The organism is Peptacetobacter hominis (assembly GCF_006861675.1).
Taxonomy (GTDB): Bacteria; Bacillota; Clostridia; order Peptostreptococcales; family Peptostreptococcaceae; genus Peptacetobacter; species Peptacetobacter hominis.
In genome coordinates this window covers 1-24889 of record NZ_SGJB01000018.1, presented here as the reverse complement: position 1 = coordinate 24889, position 24889 = coordinate 1, and the positions used below count along the sequence as shown (strand labels likewise).

Below are 24889 nucleotides of genomic sequence, written 5' to 3'. Positions count from 1 at the left end.
TATGAGAACTATAGTATTTTTTGATCTTCCGATGACAACTTCAGAAAATATAAGGGAGTATAACAAGTTTAGAAAGTTTCTTATTAAAAGTGGATTTATGATGATGCAGGAATCGGTATATACAAAAATTCTTCTGAATACTACAGCAGTTAATGCAGTTGTAGAAAATATAAAGAAGAACAGACCTAAAGAAGGTTTGGTACAGGTGTTGACTGTTACAGAAAAACAGTTTTCAAAAATGGAATTTGTTGTTGGTGAAAAGAAAAGCGATGTACTTGATAGTGATGAAAGGTTGGTTATATTATGAAATTAGTCCATCCGGATTTTGAATATAAAATAGAGTTTGAAGAAAATAAATTCAATCTGATTATATTAGAAGATAAAAAAGTATTTCTCAAGTATACAGAGGAAATATACAATCAATGTAATATATCTGAAGAAATGGGAGGATTTGTACTATCAGATGATAAAGGTAAAATTCAAAAACTTTCTAAAGTGGCGGATATTATAGTAGATATATATAATTTAGATATAAATAATAGAAAAATACTTACAAAACTTTATAGCAATCTGAGAGAATTATCAAATCAGGATGAACTATATATTGAAACAGGAAAAATAGTATCTGAAATAATAAGATATGTTGATCTAGTAACAAATGAGGCGGAATATTCACTTGAATATTCCGTTGAATTTGATGTATCAGAATTATTTAAGATAACCGATGTCAAGTTTGAATCTTATAGTAGTACAATAATAGAGAGATTATGTGAATATGTAAATGTATCGTCTCAAATTCTTGGCAAAAGAATATTTATATTTGTAAATATGAGAAATTTCTTTGATAGAGATGTAATAGAGGAATTTTATAGATATTTATCGTATAAAAAAATTTTTGCGATAATGATTGAAAATAGTATAGATTATACTATTCAAGATTATGAAAAAGTGTTTGTACTTGATAGTGATTTATGTGAGATATATTGAAAACACTTGTTTTAAATGGTATATTTTATTATATACATATCTTAGTTACCATGCTGTGATGGGCATGATAATTTCAATTTGAGGTTTGAGATTGATGTAATTTAAGATGTGTGTAAAACGGAAAAAGAAGGAGATAAACCATCAACTTAGTTTGAGATTGATGTAATTTAAGATGTGTGTAAAACATCTTAGCAAGAAGAAATGGCTTACTCTTTGTTTGAGATTGATGTAATTTAAGATGTGTGTAAAACGAGATGTATACCGGGTGATAGTATAACACCGTTTGAGATTGATGTAATTTAAGATGTGTGTAAAACTTCGACAAAAATAGATAAATCAAAGACTAAGTTTGAGATTGATGTAATTTAAGATGTGTGTAAAACGAGATGTATACCGGGTGATAGTATAACACCGTTTGAGATTGATGTAATTTAAGATGTGTGTAAAACTTCGACAAAAATAGATAAATCAAAGACTAAGTTTGAGATTGATGTAATTTAAGATGTGTGTAAAACGAGATGTATACCGGGTGATAGTATAACACCGTTTGAGATTGATGTAATTTAAGATGTGTGTAAAACTTCGACAAAAATAGATAAATCAAAGACTAAGTTTGAGATTGATGTAATTTAAGATGTGTGTAAAACATACACTAAAGAGTCAACATCTGCAATGGAGTTTGAGATTGATGTAATTTAAGATGTGTGTAAAACAGTATGATGAAATGAATGAAGATTGGGGTGGTTTGAGATTGATGTAATTTAAGATGTGTGTAAAACTAGAAGATGCGATAACTATTTTAAAAGATTTGTTTGAGATTGATGTAATTTAAGATGTGTGTAAAACTTTTATATGAAGTTTCATCTTTAGCCCTATGTTTGAGATTGATGTAATTTAAGATGTGTGTAAAACAAGGTATGGATATTTGATAAGAAAGCACTTGTTTGAGATTGATGTAATTTAAGATGTGTGTAAAACCAATCTCTATTCCATCAACCATATTTTCTTGTTTGAGATTGATGTAATTTAAGATGTGTGTAAAACTATATCTTGAACGAGTATTATCTGTCATATGTTTGAGATTGATGTAATTTAAGATGTGTGTAAAACAAGCCTCTGTTATTATTCTCTCCATCTCCGGTTTGAGATTGATGTAATTTAAGATGTGTGTAAAACAAAAACAGGAAAAGCCACAGTATAAAAAGAGTTTGAGATTGATGTAATTTAAGATATTTGTAAAACAGATTTAACTAATTTTGATACAAGTAAAGTGTTTGAAATTGATGTAATTTAAATTGCGTGTAAAAATAAACCTGTAAAACAGGTTTATTTTTTTTGTAACTTTTTCGCTCCGATATTGAAGTTTCAAAGAAATTTACCCCATAAACTTGAACAACACACAGAAACTGTGATATATTAAACTCTGTTAATCAAATAAACGGAGGTAAAATCATGGGCAAAGATAAAAGCAAAGACTCCTTTTTAAAAGGGGCCTTGATCCTTGGTATAGCAGGGGTTGCTGTAAAAATAATCGGGGCATTCTTCAGAATACCTCTAGGAAACATAATAGGATCAACAGGTATGGGATATTATCAGTCTGCATACCCGGTATATACATTATTCCTTACACTTGCCACAGCAGGATTTCCAACAGCTGTTGCAAAACTTGTATCGGAAAAAATAGCTATAGGTGATGATAAGGGAGCTCACAAAGTATTTACTGTATCCAGTAGAGTTCTTTTCTTTACTGGGATAGTTTCATTCTGTATATTCTTCTTTGGTGCTGAATGGATAGTAACAGTATTTATAAAAAATCCGGAAGCTATATATAGTATGAAAGCAATAGCACCGGCTCTTATAATAGTTCCTCTTATGTCTGCATACAGAGGATATTTCCAGGGGCAGAAGGATATGACTCAGATAGCAGTATCACAGGTTGTTGAACAGCTTTTCAGAGTTGTTCTTGGACTAGGACTTGCATATGCTCTTATGAAGGCTTCAGGGCCTGAATTTGGTGCAGCAGGAGCTATATCAGGAGCTGCAATAGGTTCTTTTGCATCTATCTTATATCTTATATTTGCATATCTTAGAACAGCAAAAGACAGAAAAGCTAAAATAGCAAAGAGTAAAGGATTTGAAGAAGAAGGCGTTTCAAAAATAATAAAAAGCTTATTGGTAGTTGCAATTCCTATAACAATAGGAGCATCTGTAATGCCTCTTGTAAACATGGTGGACAATGGTATAGTTATAAGAAGACTTATGGTTGCTGGATTTACTCATTCTGAGGCGAACTCAATGTTTGGTCAGCTTACAGGTATGGCTATGCCGATAATAAATCTTCCTTCAGTAATTACAACAGCGCTTAGTATGAGTCTTGTGCCATCTATTTCTCAGGCATATGCTGTAGGAGACAGGGACAAAGCAAGAAAAGATACGCTTAATGCTGTAAAGGTAACACTTCTTATAGTGCTTCCATGTGCATTCGGTATGGCATCACTTGCAGTTCCAATAATGAAACTTTTATATCCTACTCAGCCTGAATCTATAGGTATAATACTGTTTACACTTACTCCTTGTGTAATATTCCTTGGTCTTATACAGACTCTTACAGGAATACTTCAGGGTATGGGAAAACCTATGATACCTGTAATTGCGCTTGTGATAGGTATGGCATTTAAAATAATAATAAGTTATACTCTAACAGCAGTACCTTCAATAAATGTACTTGGATCGGCTCTTGGTACTGTTACGGCGTATACAGTTGCAGCCCTTATAAATATATACTGTGTTAAAAAATATATGGGTGTTAAATTCTCAATAAGAGACTTTATAATAAAACCTCTTGTAACAGTTATATCAATGTTTGTAGCTGTTAAGATTGTATATATGCTTGTATCTTCAGTTACAGGTAACAGTATATCAACTATAATTTCGATAGCTGCAGGAGCATTCGTATATGCGGTTGTTCTTCTTGGAATTGGAGGTATAACAAAAGAGGAAATACTTACAATGCCTAAAGGATCAAAAATATACTCTTTACTAAAGAAGCTAAGACTTGTAAAATAAAAGACACAGGGACTAATTAGAATAGGTACATAATAAAAAATATCTATTTTGAAAAGTTTGATGAATGTTAATATATTAATGAAAATGTTGACAAGGGTGGTAATATGAGTAGAATTAATATTATAGGCCTTGGACCAGGCGATATGTCGCTTATAAGCCGGGGAGCTATGGATGAACTAAAAAAATCAGATAGAATATTTCTAAGAACCGAAAAGCACCCGATGGTTGATGAACTTAGAAAGACAATCAAATTTGAATCTCTGGACAGATTTTACGATGAAAATGAAGATTTCGAACATGTATATAGAAATATTGCGGAATTTGTAGTCGAAAAAGCAGAGGAGGGAGACCTTGTATACGCTGTTCCCGGTCATCCTAGAGTCGCTGAAAAAACTGTCGGTATAATAGAGTCAATTGCATCAGAAAAAGGCATAGACGTTGTTACAACACCTTCTATGAGTTTTGTGGATGCTATGTTTGATTATCTGGGATTTGATCCTTCTGAAGGATTCAGACTTATAGATGCGTTTGAGCTTGAAGAATCATATATAGATTCAGATACAGCTCTTATAGTTACTCAGGTGTATGATGAGTTTATCGCATCAAATGTAAAGCTTCAGCTTATGGAAGTATACGGAGATGAGCAGGATGTTTATATTGTCAGAAGTGCGGGTATAAAAGGACAGGAGTTCAAAAAGAAAATAAAGCTTTATGAGCTTGATTGGAAGGATAACAGCTTTGATTATCTGACAAGTCTTTATATACCAAGAAGCGATAAAAAGCGCTACAACAAGGTTCACGATCTTGAACTTATAATGGCTAAACTAAGATCAGAGGACGGTTGTGACTGGGACAAAAAACAGACTCATGAATCTCTGAAAAATTCTATAATAGAAGAAGCATATGAGTTATACAATGCTATAGAAAATAACGATATAGACGAGATGATAGAAGAGCTTGGCGATGTACTTTTACAGGTTGTTTTCCAGTGTCAGATAGGAAAAGAAGAGGGTATGTTTGACATTGGTGAGGTGTCTGAGGGTATATGTAAAAAGCTTATAACAAGACATCCGCATATATTCGGAGATGCTGAAATAGACAGAGAAAATTTTGAAAAAACATGGGAAGATATAAAGAAAAAGGAAAAAGGTGAAAGTACCGTATCAGAGGGTCTAAGAAGAATACCTGTTTATCTTCCTGCACTTATGAAAGCTGAAAAAGTACAGCATAAAGCAGCCCTTGTTGGTTTCGATTGGGATAATATAGACGATGTATTTAAAAAAGTTGAGGAAGAATACTCGGAACTGCTTGACGAATACCGCAAAGGGAATATACAATACATAAAGGAAGAACTGGGAGACCTGTTGTTTTCAATAGTCAATCTTGCAAGATTCCTTGAAGCTGATACCACAGAAGCATTGAATATGACTACAGAAAAATTCGTAAGAAGGTTCAGTTTCGTAGAAGACGAACTTGTGAAGTCAGGAAAGACGTTTAATGAATCCAATCTTGAAGAGATGGATAAACTATGGAATCAGGCTAAAGATAAAGAAAAAAATTAAAATATCATAATTTCCGGAAAACCGGCATGATAAAAATATTAGGAGGTAGATACTGTGAACAAGGCTGAATTAGTATCAAAAATGGCAGAAAAAAGTGGATTAACTAAAAAGGAAGCTGAATTAGCGTTAAACTCTTTCATGGAGTCTGTTGAAGAAGCTTTAGTATCAGGAGAAAAAGTACAGCTAGTAGGATTCGGAACTTTCGAAACTAGAGCAAGAGCTGCAAGACAGGGAAGAAACCCAAGAGATCCTGAGCAGGTAATAGATATACCAGCTTCAAAAGCACCTGTATTCAAAGCAGGAAAAGGACTAAAAGATAAAGTTAACGCTTAATTAAAAAAGCGTAGGCATAATTTTTGAATAGTGAAAAGTGCAGCGCCTGCTGCACTTTTTCTTTTTATCCGGGGGTGAAAATATGAGAATAGACAAATATCTTAAGGTATCAAGAATAATAAAAAGAAGAACCGTAGCAAAGGATGCATGCGACAAAGGTATAGTTAAAATAAATGGAAAAGTTGTAAAATCATCAGCAGAAGTAAAACCGGGAGATATAATAGAAATACAGTTTGGTGAGAAGCTGATGAAGTTCAAAGTTACAGAGATAAGAGAACATGTTCTTAAAAATGATGCAAAAGAACTTTATGAAATGCTTTAAAAAAGACAGCCTGAGAGCTGTCTTCTTTTGTATAAAAAATAATTTATAGAAAATTCCCAAAATGTGTATATGTTGATAAAATGTGGAAAAGTTGTCGATAAGCGTTGTATAAACGGTGTATAATATGTGTATATATGTTTATAAAATGTTAATAAAAAGGAGAGAGTTATGAAATTAGGAGCAATCGATATAGGAACAAATTCCATGAGACTTCTTGTAGCAGATGTGCAGGATAAAAAGCTGGTTTCAAGGGAAAAGTATATAAATACTACAAGAATAGGTCAGGGTGTAGATGAAAACGGATATATAACAGATGAGGCTATGGAGAGAAACATAACTGCACTGTATGAATTTTCACAGATGTGTAAAGAAAAAGGTTGTGAAAAAGTAAGATGTATGGGAACATCAGCACTGAGAGATGCTGTAAACAGAGATGTATTTATAGAAAAGGCAAGAGAAAAATCAGGTATAAAAGTTGAGGTAATAGCTGGAGAGAAGGAGGCTGAACTTGGGTTCAGAGGAGTTCTTATGGGAGCATCTGCTGAAGGAAATCTTCTTATTCTGGATATAGGAGGAGGATCTACTGAATTTATATTTGGAAACAACAATGGAATAATAAAAAGTGTAAGTATAGATATTGGAGCGCTTAGACTTACAGAAAAGTTCAGGGGATTTGAAAAAGATGCAGAACTTTATTCAGAAATGATAAATTTTATAAAAGAAAAAACAAACGATATAATAGAATATCTTAGGGAGTGTGAAATTTCCACAGTGTGTGGTATAGGTGGAACTATAACTTCAATGTCTGCAATAAATCAGAAACTGGAAGTATATTCAATGGAAAAAGTGCATCAGAGTGTAATAACAGCAGAGGATGCGGATAGTATATCTGAAATGCTTAGACATTCAACAGAAGAAGACAGAAAATCCATGAAAGGACTTCAGCCGAAAAGAGCAGATATAATAACTGCAGGTGCAGTAATACTTGATACGATAATAAAATCGCTTGATATAGATAGAGTAGTTGTAAGTGAATATGACAATCTTGAAGGTCTTGTATCTGAAATGATTTATGTCGATTAATTATTGTTGATAATATGTTAATAAAGTGTAAAAAATAGTGGATATACAACTATTTATCAACATATATGTGTATAAATATGTTGATAGTTTGTTAATACTGTAAAAATAAATGTTGATAATAAAATTGAATGTACGACCGTAAAACTATATATAGTGTTTATTTTTGAAAAAAATATAAAAATATAGCATATATAGTGTGGATATGTTGACGAATATGTGGATAAGTATTTGTAATAATTGAAATAACTCAATTAGGATAGAAAAACATATTCATAAATGGTAGAATATATATGATAACAGGGGAAATTGTAATGTTCAAATAAATTTTATGGAGGTAAGGATATGCAGAGAAAAGTAAGAAAAGCTGTAATACCTGCAGCGGGACTTGGAACAAGATTCCTTCCCGCAACAAAAGCTCAGCCAAAGGAGATGCTTCCTATAGTTGATAAACCGACTCTACAGTACATAATAGAAGAGGCTGTTGCGTCTGGTATAGAGGAGATACTTATAATAACAGGAAGAAATAAAAAATCAATAGAGGATCACTTTGACAAATCTGTTGAGCTTGAACTTGAACTTGAGCAGAAGGGAAAAACAGAGCTTCTTGAAATAGTTCAGAACATATCAAATATGATAAACATACACTATATAAGACAGAAAGAGCCAAGAGGACTTGGCGACGCAATATACTGTGCAAGACACTTCATAGGAGATGAGCCGTTTGCGGTTATGCTTGGAGACGATATAGTGGAAAACAAAAAGCCATGTCTTCTTCAGCTTATGGATGCCTATGAAGAATACAGAACAACAATACTTGGAGTTCAGAAGGTAGAAAGAGAAAATACTGATAAATACGGTATAATTGATGGAAAATTCATAGAGGACAGAGTATATAAGGTAAAAGACCTTGTTGAAAAACCTGATGCCGATAAAGCTCCATCAAATATAGCTATACTTGGAAGATATATAATAACTCCGGAAATATTTGATGTACTTTCAGATCTTCCTCCAGGAAAAGGAAATGAAATACAGCTTACAGATGCACTGAAAATTCTTTCTCAGAAAGAAGCAATGTATGCATATGAGTTTGAAGGAAGAAGATATGATGTAGGTGACAAGCTTGGATTCCTTGAAGCTACAGTTGATTTTGCACTTAAGAGAGATGATCTTAAAGAAGGATTCCTTGACTATCTTAAAAAAGTATGCGAAAGAGAAAATGTATGTAAGACAGGGATAAAAGCAAATCCGGAAAACAAAGAAAAATAGATTCCGCGAAAATGTGAGGTGAACAGATTGGCAGGAAAAAAGACAAAGATGATGAATAAAATTATAGCCATAGGTGCTGCAGGTGTCATGGTGCTTACCAGTATAACAATAGTTCTATCACTTATAGCGAGTATGTAAAAGAGGGGGATATTCTCCCTCTTTATTTTGAGTTGAAAAATATATCTTTATAAATTACGGTGTCAGTGGTTGACCACAGATAAAGCTGATGATATTATATAAAGTACTATTAAAAATAAGCTGATTGCAGATAGTTATTGAATAAGCTTATAAATGGGGGGATTTTTTTGTATACAACGGAAAAACTCGAAGCGAAAAATTTAAGCGAGCTTCGAGAAATTGCAAAATCCATGAATATAAAATCTATAACAAAGTATAAAAAAAGCGAACTGATAGAAGTTATAATAAAATCAGAGCAGGAAAATACTATAGAAGAAAATAATAATTCAAATGATGAAAAATCAGATTTAAATAAAGAAGAAACTCAAAAGAATAATAGGCAATCTGAAGATAAAAAACCGGAAAGAACCTATTCACAGAAACAGACAGATAAGAATCCTGTAGATATAAAAACCGGAGAAAAGCGGTATGGAATACTTGAAATACTTCCGGATGGATTCGGGTTCCTGAGAGGAGAAAACTATCTTTCGACAGAACAGGACGTATATGTAGCGCCATCTCAGATAAGACTTTTCAATATGAAGACCGGAGACAAAATAACAGGAATAACAAGACTTCCAAACAGCGGAGAAAGATTCAGAGCGCTTAAATATGTAAGCGCAATAAATGACGAAAATCCTATGGAGTCAAAGAAGAGAAGCAGTTTTGAAACACTTACTCCTATATATCCGGAAGAAAGGCTTACACTTGAAAATAGGCAGTCAAATATAGCAATGAGACTGATAGATCTTATATCTCCTATAGGAAAAGGTCAGAGAGGGCTTATAGTTGCACCGCCAAAGGCAGGTAAAACAATGCTTCTTAAAAATATAGCAAACAGTATAAAGGGCAATCATCCGGAAGTCGAGCTTATAGTACTTCTTATAGATGAAAGACCGGAAGAGGTAACAGATATAAAAGAATCAATTCAGGGAGATGTAATATACTCTACATTTGATCAGGTTTCATCGCATCATGTAAAGGTTGCAGAAATGGTTTTAAGCAGAGCACAAAGACTTGTTGAACAGGGCAGGGATGTTGTGATATTATTAGATAGTATAACCCGTCTTGCAAGAGCATATAATATGACGATTTCCCCAACGGGAAGAACTCTTTCTGGAGGTCTTGATCCAGGAGCTCTTCACGGACCGAAGAAATTCTTTGGTGCGGCCAGAAATATAAGACAGGGCGGTTCGCTTACTATCCTTGGAACTGCGCTTGTGGAAACCGGTTCAAGAATGGATGATGTTATATATGAAGAGTTTAAGGGAACTGGAAATATGGAACTTCATCTGGATAGAAAACTTGCTGAAAAGAGAATATTCCCGGCAGTTGATATATACAAGTCAGGAACAAGAAGAGAGGATCTTCTTTTAAGCGATGAAGAAAAATCAGCGCTATGGAAACTTAGAAGACAGATGAGCAATGAATCTGTTGCAGAAGTGACAGATAGAGTGCTTGAACTGCTTAAGAGAACAAAGAACAACCGGGAATTTATAGACAGATTAAAACAGATTTAATTAGCTGAAAAACTTCTTGAACAGTATCATATATTGTGATATAATGATGTAGTTGATATTGTAAAAGATTAGTTTACATACTTATAAAATAAAGAAAGAGGTGAATTAAATGAAAAAGGATATACAGCCAAACTACGCTCCAGTAGAAGTTCGTTGCGCATGCGGAAACACTTTCGTAGCTGGATCAACTAAGGACGAAATAAGAGTTGAGATATGTTCAGAGTGCCACCCATTCTACACTGGAAAACAGAAGAACATAGAAAAAGGTGGAAGAATCGACAAATTCAAGAAAAGATTCAACATGGAATAAGATGCCGATCGTACGAGAGGTTTATAAGGCAGGTGTATATATATTTTCGATTTATAATTGAGAGTATATATACATCTGCCTTTGTTTTTGGAAAAAATGATGAAGTTCATCACCTTTAATTATTGTGTGGTATAATATATAATTAAACAAATATTGAATATAAAAAGGGGGATGACATGTCATATAAAGCAGTTGGCGGACAGGCCGTAATAGAAGGCGTAATGATGCAGTCTGATAAAAAAAGAGCAGTTGCGATAAGAAAAACAGACGGAGATATAGATGTAAAGGTAAAAAATATAAAAAGCTGGGTAAAAGATAAGCATATAGACAAAGTTCCTTTTCTTAGAGGAATGTTCATACTTATAGAAACCATGATAGAGGGAATGAAATGTCTTAATTACTCATCTGAGCGGTTTATGGATGCTGCAGACGAGGAAGAGGATGCAATAGACAGATTCATAAAAAGAATTTTCGGAGATAAGGCAAATGAAGCACTGATTGCCGTATCTATGATAATAGCGGTTGTAATGTCTGTAGGTCTTTTTATACTTATACCTACATATGCAGGAGGTCTTTTTGCAGCGGTTACAGAAAACAATGTTATTCTGAACCTTATAGAAGGCTTAATAAGAATAGCAATACTGTTTGTATATATACTTCTGATATCAAAAAACAAGGATATACATAGGGTATATCAGTATCATGGAGCAGAGCACAAAAGTATACACTGTTACGAAAGTGGTGAAGAACTTACAGTTGAAAATGCGAGAAAACATACAAGACTTCATCCAAGATGTGGAACAAACTTTCTTTTTATAGTTATGTTCACGTCTATAATACTGTTTGCATTTTTGGGGTGGCCGAATCCTGTGATGAGAATACTTATGAGAATAGTATGTATACCGGTTGTGGCAGGAGTTGCATATGAGATAATAAGAATTCTTGGTAAATACGATAACTTTGTTACAAGAGCTGTTGCATATCCGGGAATGATGCTTCAGTATCTTACAACAAGAGAGCCTGATGATGATCAGCTGGAAGTCGCAATAGCTTCAATAAAGGCTGTTATATAAAACTTGAAAAAGGATGATTGTATGACTATAAGAGATATTATAATAAAATACACTGAAAAACTTGCTGAAATAAGTGACACTCCAAGACTTGATACGGAAGTAATGCTTTTATCTGCACTTGGAGAAGAAAACAGATTGTATCTTCATATAAATCTGAATAAGGAAATCGATGAAGAGACAATAAATAAATTTGAAAAAATGGCTGAGGAAAGACTGAATGGAAGACCGATTGCATATATAGTTGGCAACAGGGAATTTATGGGACTTGATTTTTATGTACATGAAGGTGTACTTATACCAAGACCGGATACAGAGCCTCTTGTAGAGGAGATAATAGATATATGCTCAGCCGATGAATACAGAAAAAAAGAAACTATAGATATAATAGATATAGGAACCGGATCAGGGGCTATAACAGTCAGCCTTGCCTACTATATAAAAAACAGCTTTGTAACATCATGTGATATATCTGAATATGCATCTGAAATAGGAAAGAAAAATGCGGATTCAAATGGAGTATCTGAAAATACGGAATTTCTTGTATCTGATCTGTTTTCATCTGTAGAAGACGGAAAAAAATTCGATATAATAGTTTCAAATCCTCCATATATAAGAAAAGATGTAATAGAAACACTTCACACACAGGTAAAGGACTATGAGCCTTATAATGCGCTTGAAGGTGGAGAGGATGGATTGGATTTCTATAGAAGAATAACAGCGGATTCAATCGATTACATAAAAGACGGCGGAATACTTGCCTATGAAGTAGGACATGACCAGGCGGAGGATGTATCGGAAATAATGAAGGGATACGGATACGGAAAAATATATACAAAGAAGGATATACAGGGCATTGATAGAGTTGTTATAGGAACAAAACTGTGATATAATGATAAATTGAATTGATGTGAAACGAGAATAATAATGAGGTGAAATATATGCTAAAGAAACTGGGTGTATTAGAAGATACATACAAGGATTTAACGGAAAAAATATCTGATCCAGAAATAATAAATGATCAGAAAACATGGCAGAAGTATGTAAAAGAGCATGCTGAACTTGAGCCTATAATAATGAAATACAGAGAATATAAAAATGTAATGGATAGTATAGAAGAATCAAAAGCTATACTTCAGGAAGAGTCAGATGAAGAGCTTAGAGAGCTTGCAAAAATGGAACTTTCTGATATGGAGGCAAAAGTGGAGCCTCTTGAAACAGAGCTTAAGTTACTTCTTGTTCCAAAGGACCCTAACGATGATAAGAACGTTATAGTAGAGATAAGAGGTGGAGCAGGTGGAGACGAAGCAGCTCTATTTGCAGGAGACCTTCTAAGAATGTATTCAAGATATGCAGAAAGAATGAAATGGAAAGTATCAATACTTAGTGCAAACGAAACTGGTGTTGGAGGATACAAGGAAGTTTCTTTCATGATAAAAGGTAAGGGTGCATACTCAAGACTTAAATATGAATCAGGTGTTCACAGAGTTCAGAGAATACCTGCAACTGAATCAGGCGGAAGAATACACACATCTACTGCAACTGTTGCGGTTTTACCAGAGGTAGAGGATGTTGAAGTAGAAATAAATGACAATGATTTAAGAATAGACGTTTTCAGAGCTTCTGGAAACGGTGGACAGTGTGTCAATACTACTGACTCTGCGGTAAGAATAACTCATATACCAACAGGAGAAGTGGTATCATGTCAGGACGAAAAGTCACAGCTTAAGAACAAGGAAAAAGCTATGAAGGTACTTAAGGCAAGACTTTATGACAGAGCACTGGCTGAACAGCAGAAAGAAATATCTGCAGAGAGAAAGAGTCAGGTAGGTACAGGGGACAGATCTGAGAGAATAAGAACATACAATTTCCCACAGGGAAGAATAAGTGATCACAGAATAAACCTTACTCTTTATAAACTTGATTCATTCCTTGATGGAGATATAGACGAAATGATAGATGCTCTGATTACAGTTGATCAGACAGAAAAAATGACAGCTATATAATAGAGTAAAATCAAAAAACAGGTGCCTTATATATGAATTATCATTTATAGGGCACTTTTTAATGAAAGGTAATAAGAAATGATTTGGGAAATAACACTTATAGGATTGCTTGCAGGTGTTGTAGGTACCGGACTTGGAGGATTACTGGCTTCTATATTCAAAAAAGGTGTTGAAAGATATATAAGCTTTTTTATGGGACTTTCAGGAGGAGTAATGCTTGCTGTTGTGGTATTTGATCTTATGCCTGAAGCAATGGAAAAAATAGGAACAATAGAAACAGTAATAGCCGCATTTGCGGGGGCACTTATAACCATGCTTATGAAAAATAAACTCGATTTCAGAGGAAACATGGCATCAGGATATCTTATATTTGTAAGTATACTGTTTCATAATCTTCCAGAGGGACTTGCCATAGGTTCATCTTTTATGTCGGCAAAGGAACTTGGGGTAGCAATAGCAATAATAATAGGAATACACAATGTACCAGAGGGACTTGCAATGGCATTGGGAATGGTATGTAACAAAATGAGTATGAGAAAAGTACTTTTTCTTACAATGATAGCCGGAGTTCCAATGGGTATAGGTAGTTTTTTTGGAGCTTGTTTCGGAGCTGCATTTACACCGCTTATAGGAATATTTCTTGCAATTGCAGCAGGAACAATGCTTTATGTTGTAATAGAGGAACTGTTTCCTGCATCTAAAAGCATGTACAGCATATTTGGAATTCTTATAGGAACGATTATAGTAAAATTTATATAAAAAGGAAGTGTGTATATGGAGACACTTATAAAAAAAATAGATGAAAACAACATAGATTCAGAAATAATAGAAGAGATGGCAAAACTTCTGAGAGATGGTAAAACTGTAATATTTCCGACAGAAACTGTCTATGGACTTGGAGCAAATGCACTTGATGAAGAAGCTGCAAAGAAAATATATGAAGCAAAGGGACGCCCAAGTGACAATCCTCTTATAGTACATATAGCAGAAAAGAAGGAAATTTATTCTCTTGTTGAATCGGTAAATGAAAAAGCGGAAAAACTTATAAATGAATTCTGGCCGGGACCTCTTACAGTAATACTTCCTAAAAAGGATATAATTCCGGATGTTACAAGTGGAGGACTTGAAACAGTAGCGGTAAGAATGCCGTCAAATAAAATTGCAAATGCACTTATAAAGGCTGCAGGAATACCGATAGCTGCACCATCTGCAAATATATCAGGAAGGCCGTCTCCAACAAGAGCGGAACATGTAAAAAAAGAAATGACAGGAAGAGTATCTGGAATAATAATGGGTGGAGACTGCTGTTTTGGTCTTGAATCCACTGTTGTAGACTTGACAGGGGAAACTCCTATGATACTTAGACCGGGAAGTATAACAAAGGAAATGATGGAAGAAATCGTAGGAAATGTGGATATGGATTCATCACTTCTTAAAAAAGAAGACAATATAAAGGCAAAGGCGCCTGGAATGAAATATACTCACTATTCTCCAAAAGCGGATGTATTTATAATAAGAGGAGAAAAGGAAAGTATAATCAGAAAAATAAATGAACTATATGAAGAAAAATCCGACGAAAATCAGAAAATAGGCGTAATATGCATGTCGGATATTGCTCGGAAAATAAAAACTGATGAAATAATAGATCTTGGAGATACATATGAAAAAGTAGCTGCAAATCTTTTTGATTCTCTTATACAGATGGATGAAAAGGGAGCAGACATTGTCTATGCGGAAGCATTTTCCACAGAGGGAGTAGGTCAGGCAATAATGAACAGACTCATGAAATCAGCGGGATACAAGGTAATAGAGGCTGAATAAATATACAAAATTATAGAATTTAAATATAGAAAAATGTGATATAATTATAGTGTATGAATAAATAAAATATACAGGAGGATACTTATAATGAAAATAGTATTAGCATGTGACCACGGCGGATACGAATTAAAGATGGATATAATAGCTCATCTTAAAGAGAGAGGAATAGAGGTTCTTGACCTTGGAACTAACAACGGAACTGATTCAGTTGATTATCCAAAATACGGAGAAGCAGCTGCAAATGCTGTAGTTTCAGGAGAAGCAGACTGCGGAATAGTAGTATGTGGAACTGGTATAGGAATATCATATGCTGCAAATAAAGTACCTGGAATAAGATGTGCAGTACTTACTGATACATTCTCAGCTAGAATGACAAAAGCACATAACAACTCAAATATGATAGCTCTTGGTGGAAGAGTTGTAGGAAAAGGACTTGCACTTGACATAGTTGATGCATACCTTGACACAGAATTTGAAGGTGGAAGACATCAGAAGAGAATAGACCTTCTTACAGAAATAGAAAAGAAACATTCAAAGTAATGTCGAGATAAATTTAAGGACCAGGAAAGATATCGCCCTTTTGGGCGATATTTTTTTAAAATACAGGAGAAAAATTGTATAAATGAATAATTCAAACATCGATTATTCATTATTGTAGAATATGAATAAAATATAAAATTCTATTCATATTAACCATTAAAAATAAAAATAAAAGCCATTAAAAATACGAATATTTAAAGTCGATAGAAACGATGTATAATAAGAATGTGATTTTGAAAGGAGATTTTGATATGAGACCATCTTGGGATGAATATTTCATGGAAATAGCAGAGGTTGTTAAAAAAAGATCAACTTGTGTGAGAAGACAGGTAGGGGCGATAATAGTAAAAGATAAGCAGATACTTACAACAGGATATAATGGAGCTCCCAAAAACCTTGAACACTGCCAGAATATAGGCTGTAAAAGAGAGCAGATGAATGTTCCATCAGGCGAAAGACATGAACTCTGCAGGGCTCTTCATGCGGAACAGAACGCAATAATACAGGCGGCATATAACGGTGTCAGTATAAAAGGAGCGACTCTTTATGTAACAACAAGACCTTGTGTACTATGTGCAAAGATGTGCATAAACGCGGGAATAACAAAAATTGTATATAGCGGAGACTATCCGGATGAGATGTCGACACAGCTTTTAAATGAAGCTAATGTGAAAATGGTGAAATTTGAGAGCGGTAAAAATTCAACTGTATAATATTATCTAAAAATAGAAAACAACTCTTTTTTTAAAAGAAGTTGTAGGAAAACGAAACCATTGGAATAAATGGGATACAGAGGATAACAGATAATTAAAATTTATCAAAAAAAGAAATTTTTATTGTTGAATGATTGGGATAAATGGTATATACTGAATGAGTTTTAAAAAAGGAAATTTGATACATTTGTAACAAATTAGTATATAAGAAAAATAATACTAAATTTAATTTGGAAAGGGAGATAAGTATGGATAACTGTTTAAAAAAACAGATAAAATCCGTAGCAAAGGGAATAGCGGTATTTGATATTGTTGTGATGGCAGTGATTTTTGCAGTATCAAAGGTCGTATCAGATCAGCGGTCAAATCCACTTATATCAGAACTTGGTAAATTTGATATTGCATCGGTGTCCGGAATACTTCTGGGCAGTATAGTTGCGATATTTAATTTTTATATGCTTACATCAGCAACGGAGAACCTGGTTAACAGTAGAACAGGAGGCAGCGGGGTACAGTTTGCAGGAGGATATTTTCTGAGATTTGCCCTATGTGCAGTTGTACTTTTAATCGGTGCGAAGGTGGACTCTGTAAGTATGTTAACTGCGGCACTAGGACTTCTGAGTACTCAGATAGTTCTTATGGTACAGAAAGCAGCAGCTACGATTTTCGCAGGAAAGGAGGAATAAGCTATGAATACACAGGCAAGATGGCTTCTGTATATCGGAGACTTCAAACTTAGTGAAACAGTAATAGTAAGCTGGATTATAATGGCGGTACTTGCTGTGGCATCATATCTTCTTACAAGAAATCTGAAAAAAGTGCCTGAAACAAAGAGACAGATATTTCTTGAGTATATAGTACTTAAGCTTTATGGACTTGTAGAAGATACAATGGGAAAAGAACTTGTAAAAAGAGTTCCAAATATTGTCCCATATATAGGGAGTCTGTTTGTTTTCTTTGCATGTTCAAACCTTGCCCCATTATTAGGGCTTAGATCACCTACAGTGGATCTTGATACTACGCTTGCACTGTCTACAATAACAGCGGTGCTTATATATTCAATATCAATAAGATTCAGTGGAGCACACTATTTCAAGGAAATGACAGAACCGACTCCGTTTCTTCTTCCAATACATCTGGTTGGAGAAATAGCAAGACCGGTTTCAATGGCATTCCGTCCATTTGGTAATATAATGGGTGGTACGCTGATAATGACATTATTCTATCAGCTGATGGCCTATATTTCAGAGCTTATACCTGGAGTAGGTATACCGTTTTTACAGTTTATAATACCAATACCGCTTCATATGTACTTTGATATATTTGACGGTCTAATTCAGGCATTTATATTTATAATGCTTACTATGGTATTTATTGGAAATTCAGTTGAATTCAAAGAAGAAAAAATAAAGAAATAAAATAAGTTGGTAAAACACGTTTGACGTGGAGGAGGAAATAATTATGGATATGTCTACAGCAATAGCAGTTGCAGGAACAGCAATAGGAGCAGGAATAGCAGTATTTACAGGATGTGGAGCAGGTCTTGGACAGGGTTATGCAGCAGGTAAGCTTGCAGAAGCCGTAGCAAACCAGCCTGAAGCAAAAAGTGATATAATGTCTTCATTTATAGTTGGTGCTGCCATAGCAGAATCAACAGCTATATACGGGCTTATAATAGCTATAATCCTTATATTCGTAAACCCTTGGTTATAGAATAGATTTTAAAATATCACGGTGTTTATCGGAATGGAGGTATAAATATGGAACTTAAACCGCTTGTAGGTTTGACCTGGGAATACTTCTTTCAGATAGTAAATACAATAGTCATCTTTCTGATACTGAAATACCTTCTATTCAAACCTGTATTAAAAATAATAAAGGAAAGAGAAGAAGATATAGCAAATGAAATCCGGGAAGGTGAAAGAATGAAGGCAGAAGGTGCTGCCTATAAAGCCGAATATGAAGAAAAAATCGGCGGTGCTGAAGAAGAAGGAAGAAAAATTATTGAAACAGCAGTAGCCCGGGCAAAAGAAAAATCAGATATGATAATAGACGATGCAAAAAAAGATGCAGAGCTTATTTCACAGAGAGCTATGAGAGAAATAGAAGAAGAAAAGATACGGTCTATGAACGAGATGAAAGGCGAAATGTCAAATCTTGTAATACTTGCAGCATCAAAAGTGCTTGAAGATGAAATCGATGAAGAAAAACACAGAGAGCTTATAAAAGACTTCATAGATAGAACAGGAGACGCAGTATGATAGACGAAACAGCAGCGGTATATGCAAAGGCGATGTTCGATGTCTCAGAGGAGATGGGCAGAACAAACGAGGTACTAAAGCAGTTTTCTGAAATTGTGGAAACAATAGAAAAAAACAGAGAACTTTCTGGAGTAATGTATACACCGTTTATAAAGGATGTTGACAAGAAGGAAATAATCGAAAAGATTTTTTCAGAAACATCAGACCGATACCTTTTAAATTTTATAAAACTGCTTATAGATAAGAAGAAAACAAGATCCCTTAGAGATATATACAACAGATTTGCAAAAATGGTTGATGAAAAGAATATTATAGAAAAGGGAATAGTAATAAGTGCAGTAAAACTGACAGATGAAGAGGTAAGAAACCTTGAAGAGAAACTGTCAAAGAAATTCAGCAGAAAAGTTGAACTAGAAAACAAAGTCGATGAATCCATAATAGGAGGAATCTTCGTAAAAGTTGGAAACAGAGAAATTGACGGTACAGTAAAAGGCAGAATGAAAGGTCTTAAAAAAGAACTGTCAAAAATGATATAAGGAAACGGCGGTGAGATTATGAGTTTAAAACCTGAAGAAATAAGCTCCATAATCAGACAGCAGATAAAGGACTACGAAAACAGAATAGAACTTTCAGATACAGGAACTATACTTAATGTCGGTGACAATATAGCCAGTATATATGGACTAGACAATGTAATGGCCGGAGAACTTCTTGAATTCCCTGGTGAAGTATACGGTATAGCTCTGAATCTTGAAAAGGAAACAGTAGGTGCTGTTCTGCTTGGAGATGAAGAAGGAATAAAAGAGGACGACACAGTAAAAAGAACAGGAAAAATAGTTGAGGTTCCTGTTGGGGACGCCCTTATAGGAAGAGTTGTAGATGCTCTTGGAAATCCTATAGATGGAAGAGGAAAAATAGAAACAGAAAAAACAAGACCTATAGAAACAGAAGCTCCTGGAATAATGGACAGAAGATCTGTATATCAGCCTCTACAGACTGGAATAAAGGCTATAGACGCAATGGTTCCAATCGGTAAAGGGCAGAGAGAGCTTGTAATAGGTGATAAACAGACAGGTAAAACATCAATACTTGCCGATACAATAATAAACCAGAAGGGCAAGGATATAATATGTATATATGTTGCAATAGGTCAGAAAAGATCTACTGTTGCACAGCTTGTAAGAACACTTCAGGATTACGGTGCAATGGACTACACAATAGTAGTATCAGCTACAGCATCTGAAACTGCACCACTTCAGTACATAGCACCATATGCCGGTACTGCAATGGGTGAAGAGTTCATGTATCAGGGTAAAGATGTACTTATAATATACGATGACTTAAGTAAACATGCGGTTGCATACAGAGAAATGTCTCTATTACTTAGAAGACCGCCAGGACGTGAGGCATATCCTGGAGACGTATTCTATCTTCATTCAAGACTTCTTGAAAGATCTGCAAAACTTTCAGATGAGCTTGGCGGAGGATCTATGACTGCAATACCGGTAATAGAAACTCAGGAAGGTGACGTTTCTTCATATATACCTACAAACGTAATATCTATAACAGATGGTCAGATATATCTTCAGCCTGAACTTTTCCACTCAGGTATAAGACCTGCAGTAGACCCTGGTATATCAGTATCAAGGGTTGGTGGTTCAGCTCAGATAAAATCAATGAAGAGACTTGCATCAGACCTTAAACTTGCATACTCTCAGTACAGAGAGCTTGCTTCATTTGCTCAGTTCGGTTCAGACCTTGATGCAGATACAAAAGCAAGACTTGCACAGGGAGAAAGAATAGTTGAGGTTCTTAAGCAAGGTGAACATAAACCTATGGATGTAAAAGAGCAGGTTGTAATAATCTACTCTGTACTTAACGGAATTCTGGATGATGTAGAACTTAATGAAATAGACTCATTTGAAAAAGAGTTCTGCAGATATATAGAAAAGAACAGACCAGAAATATACGACAAGATTCTTGCAGGAGAGGATTACGGAAAAGAACTCACAGAGGCAGCTGAAGTCTTCAAAAAAGAGGTGAGATAAATGTCCGGCGTAGGAGTTAAGGAAATAAAAAGAAGAAAAGCCGGTATCGAAAGTACAAGACAGATAACAAACGCCATGAACCTTGTATCATCTTCAAAGCTTATAAGAGCGAGAGAAGCAGCAGAACTTTCAAAACCATATGCATATTTCCTATATGACATGGTTCTTGAAACAGCTGCCGATGTAAAAAAGGCGTGCAGAGAATTTGTCGAAAAGAGAGAAGTAAAGAGAAGATGTTTCATAGTAGTTGCAGGTGACAGAGGTCTTGCCGGTGGATACAATATGAACATATTCAGAGAAGCTGAATCTCTAATGAACAAAGATACCGACATGGTTATTCCAATAGGTAAAAAATCATGCGAATTCTTCAGAAAAAGAGGATACAACGTTGTCGATGAAATAAACAGCGTCGAGACATGCAAGTATGATGAAATCGACAGAATAACCAAACTTATAACAGAAAAATATAAAAACAAAGAGGTCGACGATGTAACTTTTATATATACAAAGTTCAGATCGGCTATAATACAGACGGTAAGAGTAAAAACACTCTTCCCTGTAGCTCTTGAAATGATGAAACCTTACGGAAAGGAAAAGTCAGGAGATGAGAAAAAGGTATCTCCAAGAAGACAGTATTATCCGTCAGCAGAAGAGGTTTTCAGAGAACTTATATCAGAGTATACAGCGTCTCAGATATACAATGGAATAAAGGAATCATTTGCATCAGAGCAGGCATCCAGAAGAAATGCAATGCAGTCTGCAACAGACAGTGCGGATGATATGCTTGCAAAACTTGATTCTGAATTCAATAGAGCAAGACAGGCTTCAATCACCCGGGAAATAACAGAAATTGCTGGTGGAGCAGAGGCTCTGAAATAGGGAGGTTTTTGATAAATGTCAAATAAAGGAAAAGTAGTACAGATAATAGGTGCTGTAATAGACATAAAATTCAATAGTGGAAAAGAACTTCCAAACCTTCTTAACGCCGTTGAGATAAATATGCCGGACGGAAAAAGAGTCGTGGCAGAAGTAACTCAGCATATGGGAGATGATACAGTAAGATGTATCTCTATGAATGCCACAGACGGTATGGTAAGAGGAATGGAAGCAATAGATACAGGGGCTCCTATAAGTGTTCCTGTAGGTGAGGAAACTCTTGGAAGAGTATTCAATGTACTTGGAGATACAGTAGATAAAAAAGAAGAGATAAAAGACGTACAGAAAATGCCAATACATAGACAGTCTCCGGATTTTGATGAACTTGAGACAAAATCTGAAATACTTGAAACAGGTATAAAAGTAGTAGACCTTCTTGCACCATATCTAAAAGGTGGAAAAATCGGTCTATTCGGAGGTGCCGGTGTAGGTAAGACAGTTCTTATACAGGAACTTATAAACAATATAGCAAAACAGCATGGTGGTATATCAGTATTCTCAGGAGTTGGAGAGAGAACAAGAGAAGGTAACGACCTTTATACTGAGATGACTGAGTCAGGAGTTATAGAAAAAACTGCCATGGTATTCGGACAGATGAACGAGCCGCCGGGAGCAAGAATGAGAGTTGCTCTTACAGGACTTACAATGGCTGAATACTTCAGAGATGAAAAACATCAGGACGTTCTTCTTTTCATAGATAACATATTCAGATTTACACAGGCTGGTTCAGAGGTTTCAGCACTTCTTGGACGTATGCCTTCAGCAGTTGGTTACCAGCCTACACTTGCAACTGAAATGGGTACACTTCAGGAAAGAATAACATCTACAAAGAACGGATCAATAACATCTGTTCAGGCAGTATATGTACCGGCAGACGACCTTACTGACCCGGCTCCGGCTACAACATTCTCACACCTTGATGCAAAAACTGTCCTATCAAGACAGATATCATCACTTGGTATATATCCTGCTGTCGATCCTCTTGAATCTACATCAAGAGTACTTAGCCCGGATATAGTTGGAAAAGAACACTACGAAACAGCAAGAAGAGTTCAGTCTATACTTCAGAGATATAGAGAACTTCAGGATATAATAGCAATACTTGGTATGGACGAGTTATCAGACGAGGATAAACTTATAGTATCAAGAGCAAGAAAAATACAGAGATTCCTATCTCAGCCGTTTACAGTTGCTGAGCAGTTTACAGGAAAACCTGGTAAATACGTTCCAGTAAAAGAAACAGTAAGAGGATTCAAGGAAATACTTGACGGAAAACACGACGATATACCTGAATCTGCATTCCTTTTTGCCGGAACAATAGATGACGTAGTAGAAAGAGTAAAAAACGAACAGTAACATATAGATTATGAAAGGCGGTGAAATAATGCGGGATTCACTGCACGTAAAAATAATGACACCGGATCGGATATTCTTTGAAGGAGAATCTGAGTCTGTAACAGTCAAAACCGGTGGAGGAGATAGACAGATACTTCTTAACAGAAGACCTTTCTCTTCAAAAATAAATCCCGGAATAGTAAAATTAAAAATAGACGGGAAAGAAAAGAAGCTTGCAACTGCAGGCGGATTTATAAACACTGAATATAAAAGTGTAACTATAGTAACTCACTATGCTACATGGGAAACAGAACAGGCATAGCAAAATTAAGATATAAAAAGGGAATCGAATCACCATTATAGAATAATATAATATGGGAGTTTCGATTCCCTTATTTTGTAACAGTATGAAATGGAGATAGTATGGAAATATTTGGAATAGGAACAGATATAATAGAGATAGACAGAATAAAAAAGGCAGCGGAAAAAGGTAGATTTCTCGAAAAAATATTTACAGAGGCGGAGAGAGAATATTTCAGAAAAAGAAATATGAAAGCAGAAAGTATAGCAGGTACATTTGCAGCAAAGGAAGCTGTAAGCAAATCTGTAGGTACAGGAATAAGAGAGTTTTCGTTCTGTGATATAGAAATTCTGAGAGATGAAAATGGAAGACCTTTTGTAAATCCGAAAAAAGGATTGAAGGATTTCTGTGAAAAAATGAATATCTGTGAAATCAAGGTTTCCATATCTCACAGTAGAGAATATGCCGTTGCAAATGCGATGGCCTTGACCAGGGAGTGATATATATGAAAAACAGTCTAAAAGCAAAAGATATAATGACAACAGATGTCAAAGTTGTAAAAAAAGATGCGACAATAGCAGATGTAGCAAAAATGCTTATTCATGACAAAATAGGTGGTCTTCCGGTAGTGGATGACGACAACAGAGTTATAGGAATCATCTCAGAAACGGATATTCTTAAAAAAGAGAAGTACGTCGAGCCTCCTCTTGCTATAAATCTTCTTCAGGGAATAATACTTCTTGATGATATGAAGAGACTTGAAAAGGATCTGAAAAATATTGCAGCATACAAGGTTGAAGATATGATGACAACAAAGATTGTAAAGGTAAATGAGGAAGACAGCTTCGATGATGTTGCTAATATTATGATTAAAAAGTCTATAAACAGGGTTCCTGTTGTGGATGAGAACGATGTGATAAAGGGTATTATATGTAGATATGATATAATCAGAGCTCTTTATGATGATAAAAATGAATAATAGATAAAAGCCAGTATAGTTTTTATACTGGCTTTTGTGTGTTAAAACAGTAAAAACAATTTAAATTAAAATAAAATATAGAAATAGTTAGGTTTTTATGATAAAATACAAAATATATAAGGATTTTAAGTTTTGAAAGGGTGTTGACTGATATGTATGAAAATGTGATAATGTCTAGACAGACAGACAGACAGACAGACAGACAGACAGACAGACAGACAGACAGACAGACAGACAGACAGACAGACAGACA

The 24889-nt window shown here is 34.9% G+C and carries 28 protein-coding genes and 1 CRISPR repeat array; all 28 genes read left to right on the top strand.

What is annotated here, in order from left to right:
• Position 1: 1 nt before the first annotated feature.
• The 28 genes from cas2 (at position 2) to EXD82_RS08735 (ending at position 24636) form a co-directional block, all read left to right on the top strand.
• Positions 2-307, top strand: a complete 306-nt coding sequence (gene cas2, locus EXD82_RS08870; RefSeq protein ID WP_142536563.1) for a CRISPR-associated endonuclease Cas2 — start codon at positions 2-4, stop codon at positions 305-307.
• Complete coding sequence (gene csn2 / locus EXD82_RS08865; protein ID WP_142536562.1) at positions 304-987, top strand: type II-A CRISPR-associated protein Csn2; 684 nt, start codon at positions 304-306, stop codon at positions 985-987. Before cas2 ends, csn2 begins: the two co-directional genes overlap by 4 nt.
• An 83-nt stretch (positions 988-1070) precedes the next feature.
• Positions 1071-2295: a CRISPR direct-repeat array (repeat unit 36 nt; unit sequence GTTTGAGATTGATGTAATTTAAGATGTGTGTAAAAC).
• A gap of 144 nt (positions 2296-2439) precedes the next feature.
• Complete coding sequence (locus EXD82_RS08860) at positions 2440-4053, top strand: putative polysaccharide biosynthesis protein (protein WP_142536561.1); 1614 nt, start codon at positions 2440-2442, stop codon at positions 4051-4053.
• 104 nt (positions 4054-4157) lie between these two features.
• The gene (gene yabN, locus EXD82_RS08855) at positions 4158-5615 is read left to right on the top strand and encodes a bifunctional methyltransferase/pyrophosphohydrolase YabN (RefSeq protein ID WP_142536560.1); all 1458 of its coding nucleotides are present in this window, start codon (positions 4158-4160) and stop codon (positions 5613-5615) included.
• A 54-nt stretch (positions 5616-5669) separates the two neighbouring features.
• Positions 5670-5948, top strand: a complete 279-nt coding sequence (locus EXD82_RS08850) for an HU family DNA-binding protein (RefSeq protein ID WP_142536559.1) — start codon at positions 5670-5672, stop codon at positions 5946-5948.
• An 82-nt stretch (positions 5949-6030) separates the two neighbouring features.
• Complete coding sequence (locus EXD82_RS08845; RefSeq protein WP_142536558.1) at positions 6031-6270, top strand: RNA-binding S4 domain-containing protein; 240 nt, start codon at positions 6031-6033, stop codon at positions 6268-6270.
• Positions 6271-6438: 168 nt separating this feature from the next.
• Positions 6439-7353 (top strand): Ppx/GppA phosphatase family protein, encoded by a 915-nt coding sequence (locus EXD82_RS08840; RefSeq protein ID WP_142536557.1) that lies wholly within the window; start codon positions 6439-6441, stop codon positions 7351-7353.
• Between the two features lie 342 nt (positions 7354-7695).
• Positions 7696-8619, top strand: a complete 924-nt coding sequence (gene galU / locus EXD82_RS08835; protein ID WP_142536556.1) for a UTP--glucose-1-phosphate uridylyltransferase GalU — start codon at positions 7696-7698, stop codon at positions 8617-8619.
• Positions 8620-8987: 368 nt separating this feature from the next.
• The gene (gene rho / locus EXD82_RS08830) at positions 8988-10316 is read left to right on the top strand and encodes a transcription termination factor Rho (RefSeq protein ID WP_246082040.1); all 1329 of its coding nucleotides are present in this window, start codon (positions 8988-8990) and stop codon (positions 10314-10316) included.
• 109 nt (positions 10317-10425) lie between these two features.
• On the top strand, positions 10426-10626 hold the full coding sequence (gene rpmE / locus EXD82_RS08825; protein WP_142536555.1) for a 50S ribosomal protein L31: 201 nt from the start codon (positions 10426-10428) through the stop codon (positions 10624-10626).
• Positions 10627-10802: 176 nt separating this feature from the next.
• A complete protein-coding gene (locus EXD82_RS08820; RefSeq protein WP_142536554.1) occupies positions 10803-11699 on the top strand; it encodes a DUF1385 domain-containing protein in 897 nt (298 codons plus the stop codon).
• Positions 11700-11720: 21 nt separating this feature from the next.
• Positions 11721-12584 (top strand): peptide chain release factor N(5)-glutamine methyltransferase, encoded by an 864-nt coding sequence (gene prmC / locus EXD82_RS08815; RefSeq protein WP_142536553.1) that lies wholly within the window; start codon positions 11721-11723, stop codon positions 12582-12584.
• Between the two features lie 53 nt (positions 12585-12637).
• Positions 12638-13702, top strand: a complete 1065-nt coding sequence (prfA, locus tag EXD82_RS08810; protein WP_142536552.1) for a peptide chain release factor 1 — start codon at positions 12638-12640, stop codon at positions 13700-13702.
• 78 nt (positions 13703-13780) lie between these two features.
• Positions 13781-14461: a ZIP family metal transporter gene (locus EXD82_RS08805; protein WP_142536551.1), complete on the top strand. Its 681-nt coding sequence runs from the start codon at positions 13781-13783 to the stop codon at positions 14459-14461.
• A gap of 15 nt (positions 14462-14476) precedes the next feature.
• Positions 14477-15523 (top strand): L-threonylcarbamoyladenylate synthase, encoded by a 1047-nt coding sequence (locus EXD82_RS08800; protein ID WP_142536550.1) that lies wholly within the window; start codon positions 14477-14479, stop codon positions 15521-15523.
• Between the two features lie 87 nt (positions 15524-15610).
• The gene (gene rpiB, locus EXD82_RS08795) at positions 15611-16063 is read left to right on the top strand and encodes a ribose 5-phosphate isomerase B (RefSeq protein ID WP_142536549.1); all 453 of its coding nucleotides are present in this window, start codon (positions 15611-15613) and stop codon (positions 16061-16063) included.
• 251 nt (positions 16064-16314) lie between these two features.
• Positions 16315-16776 carry a deoxycytidylate deaminase gene (locus EXD82_RS08790; RefSeq protein ID WP_142536548.1) on the top strand — a complete coding sequence of 154 codons (462 nt, stop codon included), beginning with the start codon at positions 16315-16317 and terminating at the stop codon, positions 16774-16776.
• A 248-nt stretch (positions 16777-17024) separates the two neighbouring features.
• On the top strand, positions 17025-17462 hold the full coding sequence (locus tag EXD82_RS08785) for an ATP synthase subunit I (RefSeq protein WP_142536547.1): 438 nt from the start codon (positions 17025-17027) through the stop codon (positions 17460-17462).
• 3 nt (positions 17463-17465) lie between these two features.
• On the top strand, positions 17466-18194 hold the full coding sequence (gene atpB / locus EXD82_RS08780) for a F0F1 ATP synthase subunit A (protein ID WP_142536546.1): 729 nt from the start codon (positions 17466-17468) through the stop codon (positions 18192-18194).
• Positions 18195-18243: 49 nt separating this feature from the next.
• A complete protein-coding gene (gene atpE, locus EXD82_RS08775; RefSeq protein WP_174919215.1) occupies positions 18244-18489 on the top strand; it encodes an ATP synthase F0 subunit C in 246 nt (81 codons plus the stop codon).
• 47 nt (positions 18490-18536) lie between these two features.
• Positions 18537-19037, top strand: a complete 501-nt coding sequence (gene atpF, locus EXD82_RS08770) for a F0F1 ATP synthase subunit B (RefSeq protein WP_142536544.1) — start codon at positions 18537-18539, stop codon at positions 19035-19037.
• Entirely contained in the window at positions 19034-19573 is a 540-nt protein-coding gene (gene atpH / locus EXD82_RS08765; protein WP_142536543.1) for an ATP synthase F1 subunit delta, read from the top strand. The genes atpF and atpH overlap by 4 nt, the downstream gene beginning before the upstream one ends.
• 18 nt (positions 19574-19591) lie before the next feature.
• Positions 19592-21085 (top strand): F0F1 ATP synthase subunit alpha, encoded by a 1494-nt coding sequence (gene atpA / locus EXD82_RS08760; RefSeq protein ID WP_142536542.1) that lies wholly within the window; start codon positions 19592-19594, stop codon positions 21083-21085.
• On the top strand, positions 21086-21964 hold the full coding sequence (atpG, locus tag EXD82_RS08755; RefSeq protein WP_142536541.1) for an ATP synthase F1 subunit gamma: 879 nt from the start codon (positions 21086-21088) through the stop codon (positions 21962-21964). It begins immediately after the preceding gene.
• Positions 21965-21979: 15 nt separating this feature from the next.
• On the top strand, positions 21980-23377 hold the full coding sequence (atpD, locus tag EXD82_RS08750) for a F0F1 ATP synthase subunit beta (RefSeq protein ID WP_142536540.1): 1398 nt from the start codon (positions 21980-21982) through the stop codon (positions 23375-23377).
• 28 nt (positions 23378-23405) lie between these two features.
• Entirely contained in the window at positions 23406-23678 is a 273-nt protein-coding gene (locus tag EXD82_RS08745; protein WP_174919213.1) for a FoF1 ATP synthase subunit delta/epsilon, read from the top strand.
• A gap of 101 nt (positions 23679-23779) precedes the next feature.
• On the top strand, positions 23780-24157 hold the full coding sequence (acpS, locus tag EXD82_RS08740; RefSeq protein WP_142536538.1) for a holo-ACP synthase: 378 nt from the start codon (positions 23780-23782) through the stop codon (positions 24155-24157).
• 5 nt (positions 24158-24162) lie between these two features.
• Positions 24163-24636 (top strand): CBS domain-containing protein, encoded by a 474-nt coding sequence (locus EXD82_RS08735; RefSeq protein ID WP_142536537.1) that lies wholly within the window; start codon positions 24163-24165, stop codon positions 24634-24636.
• The last annotated feature ends 253 nt before the right edge of the window (positions 24637-24889 follow it).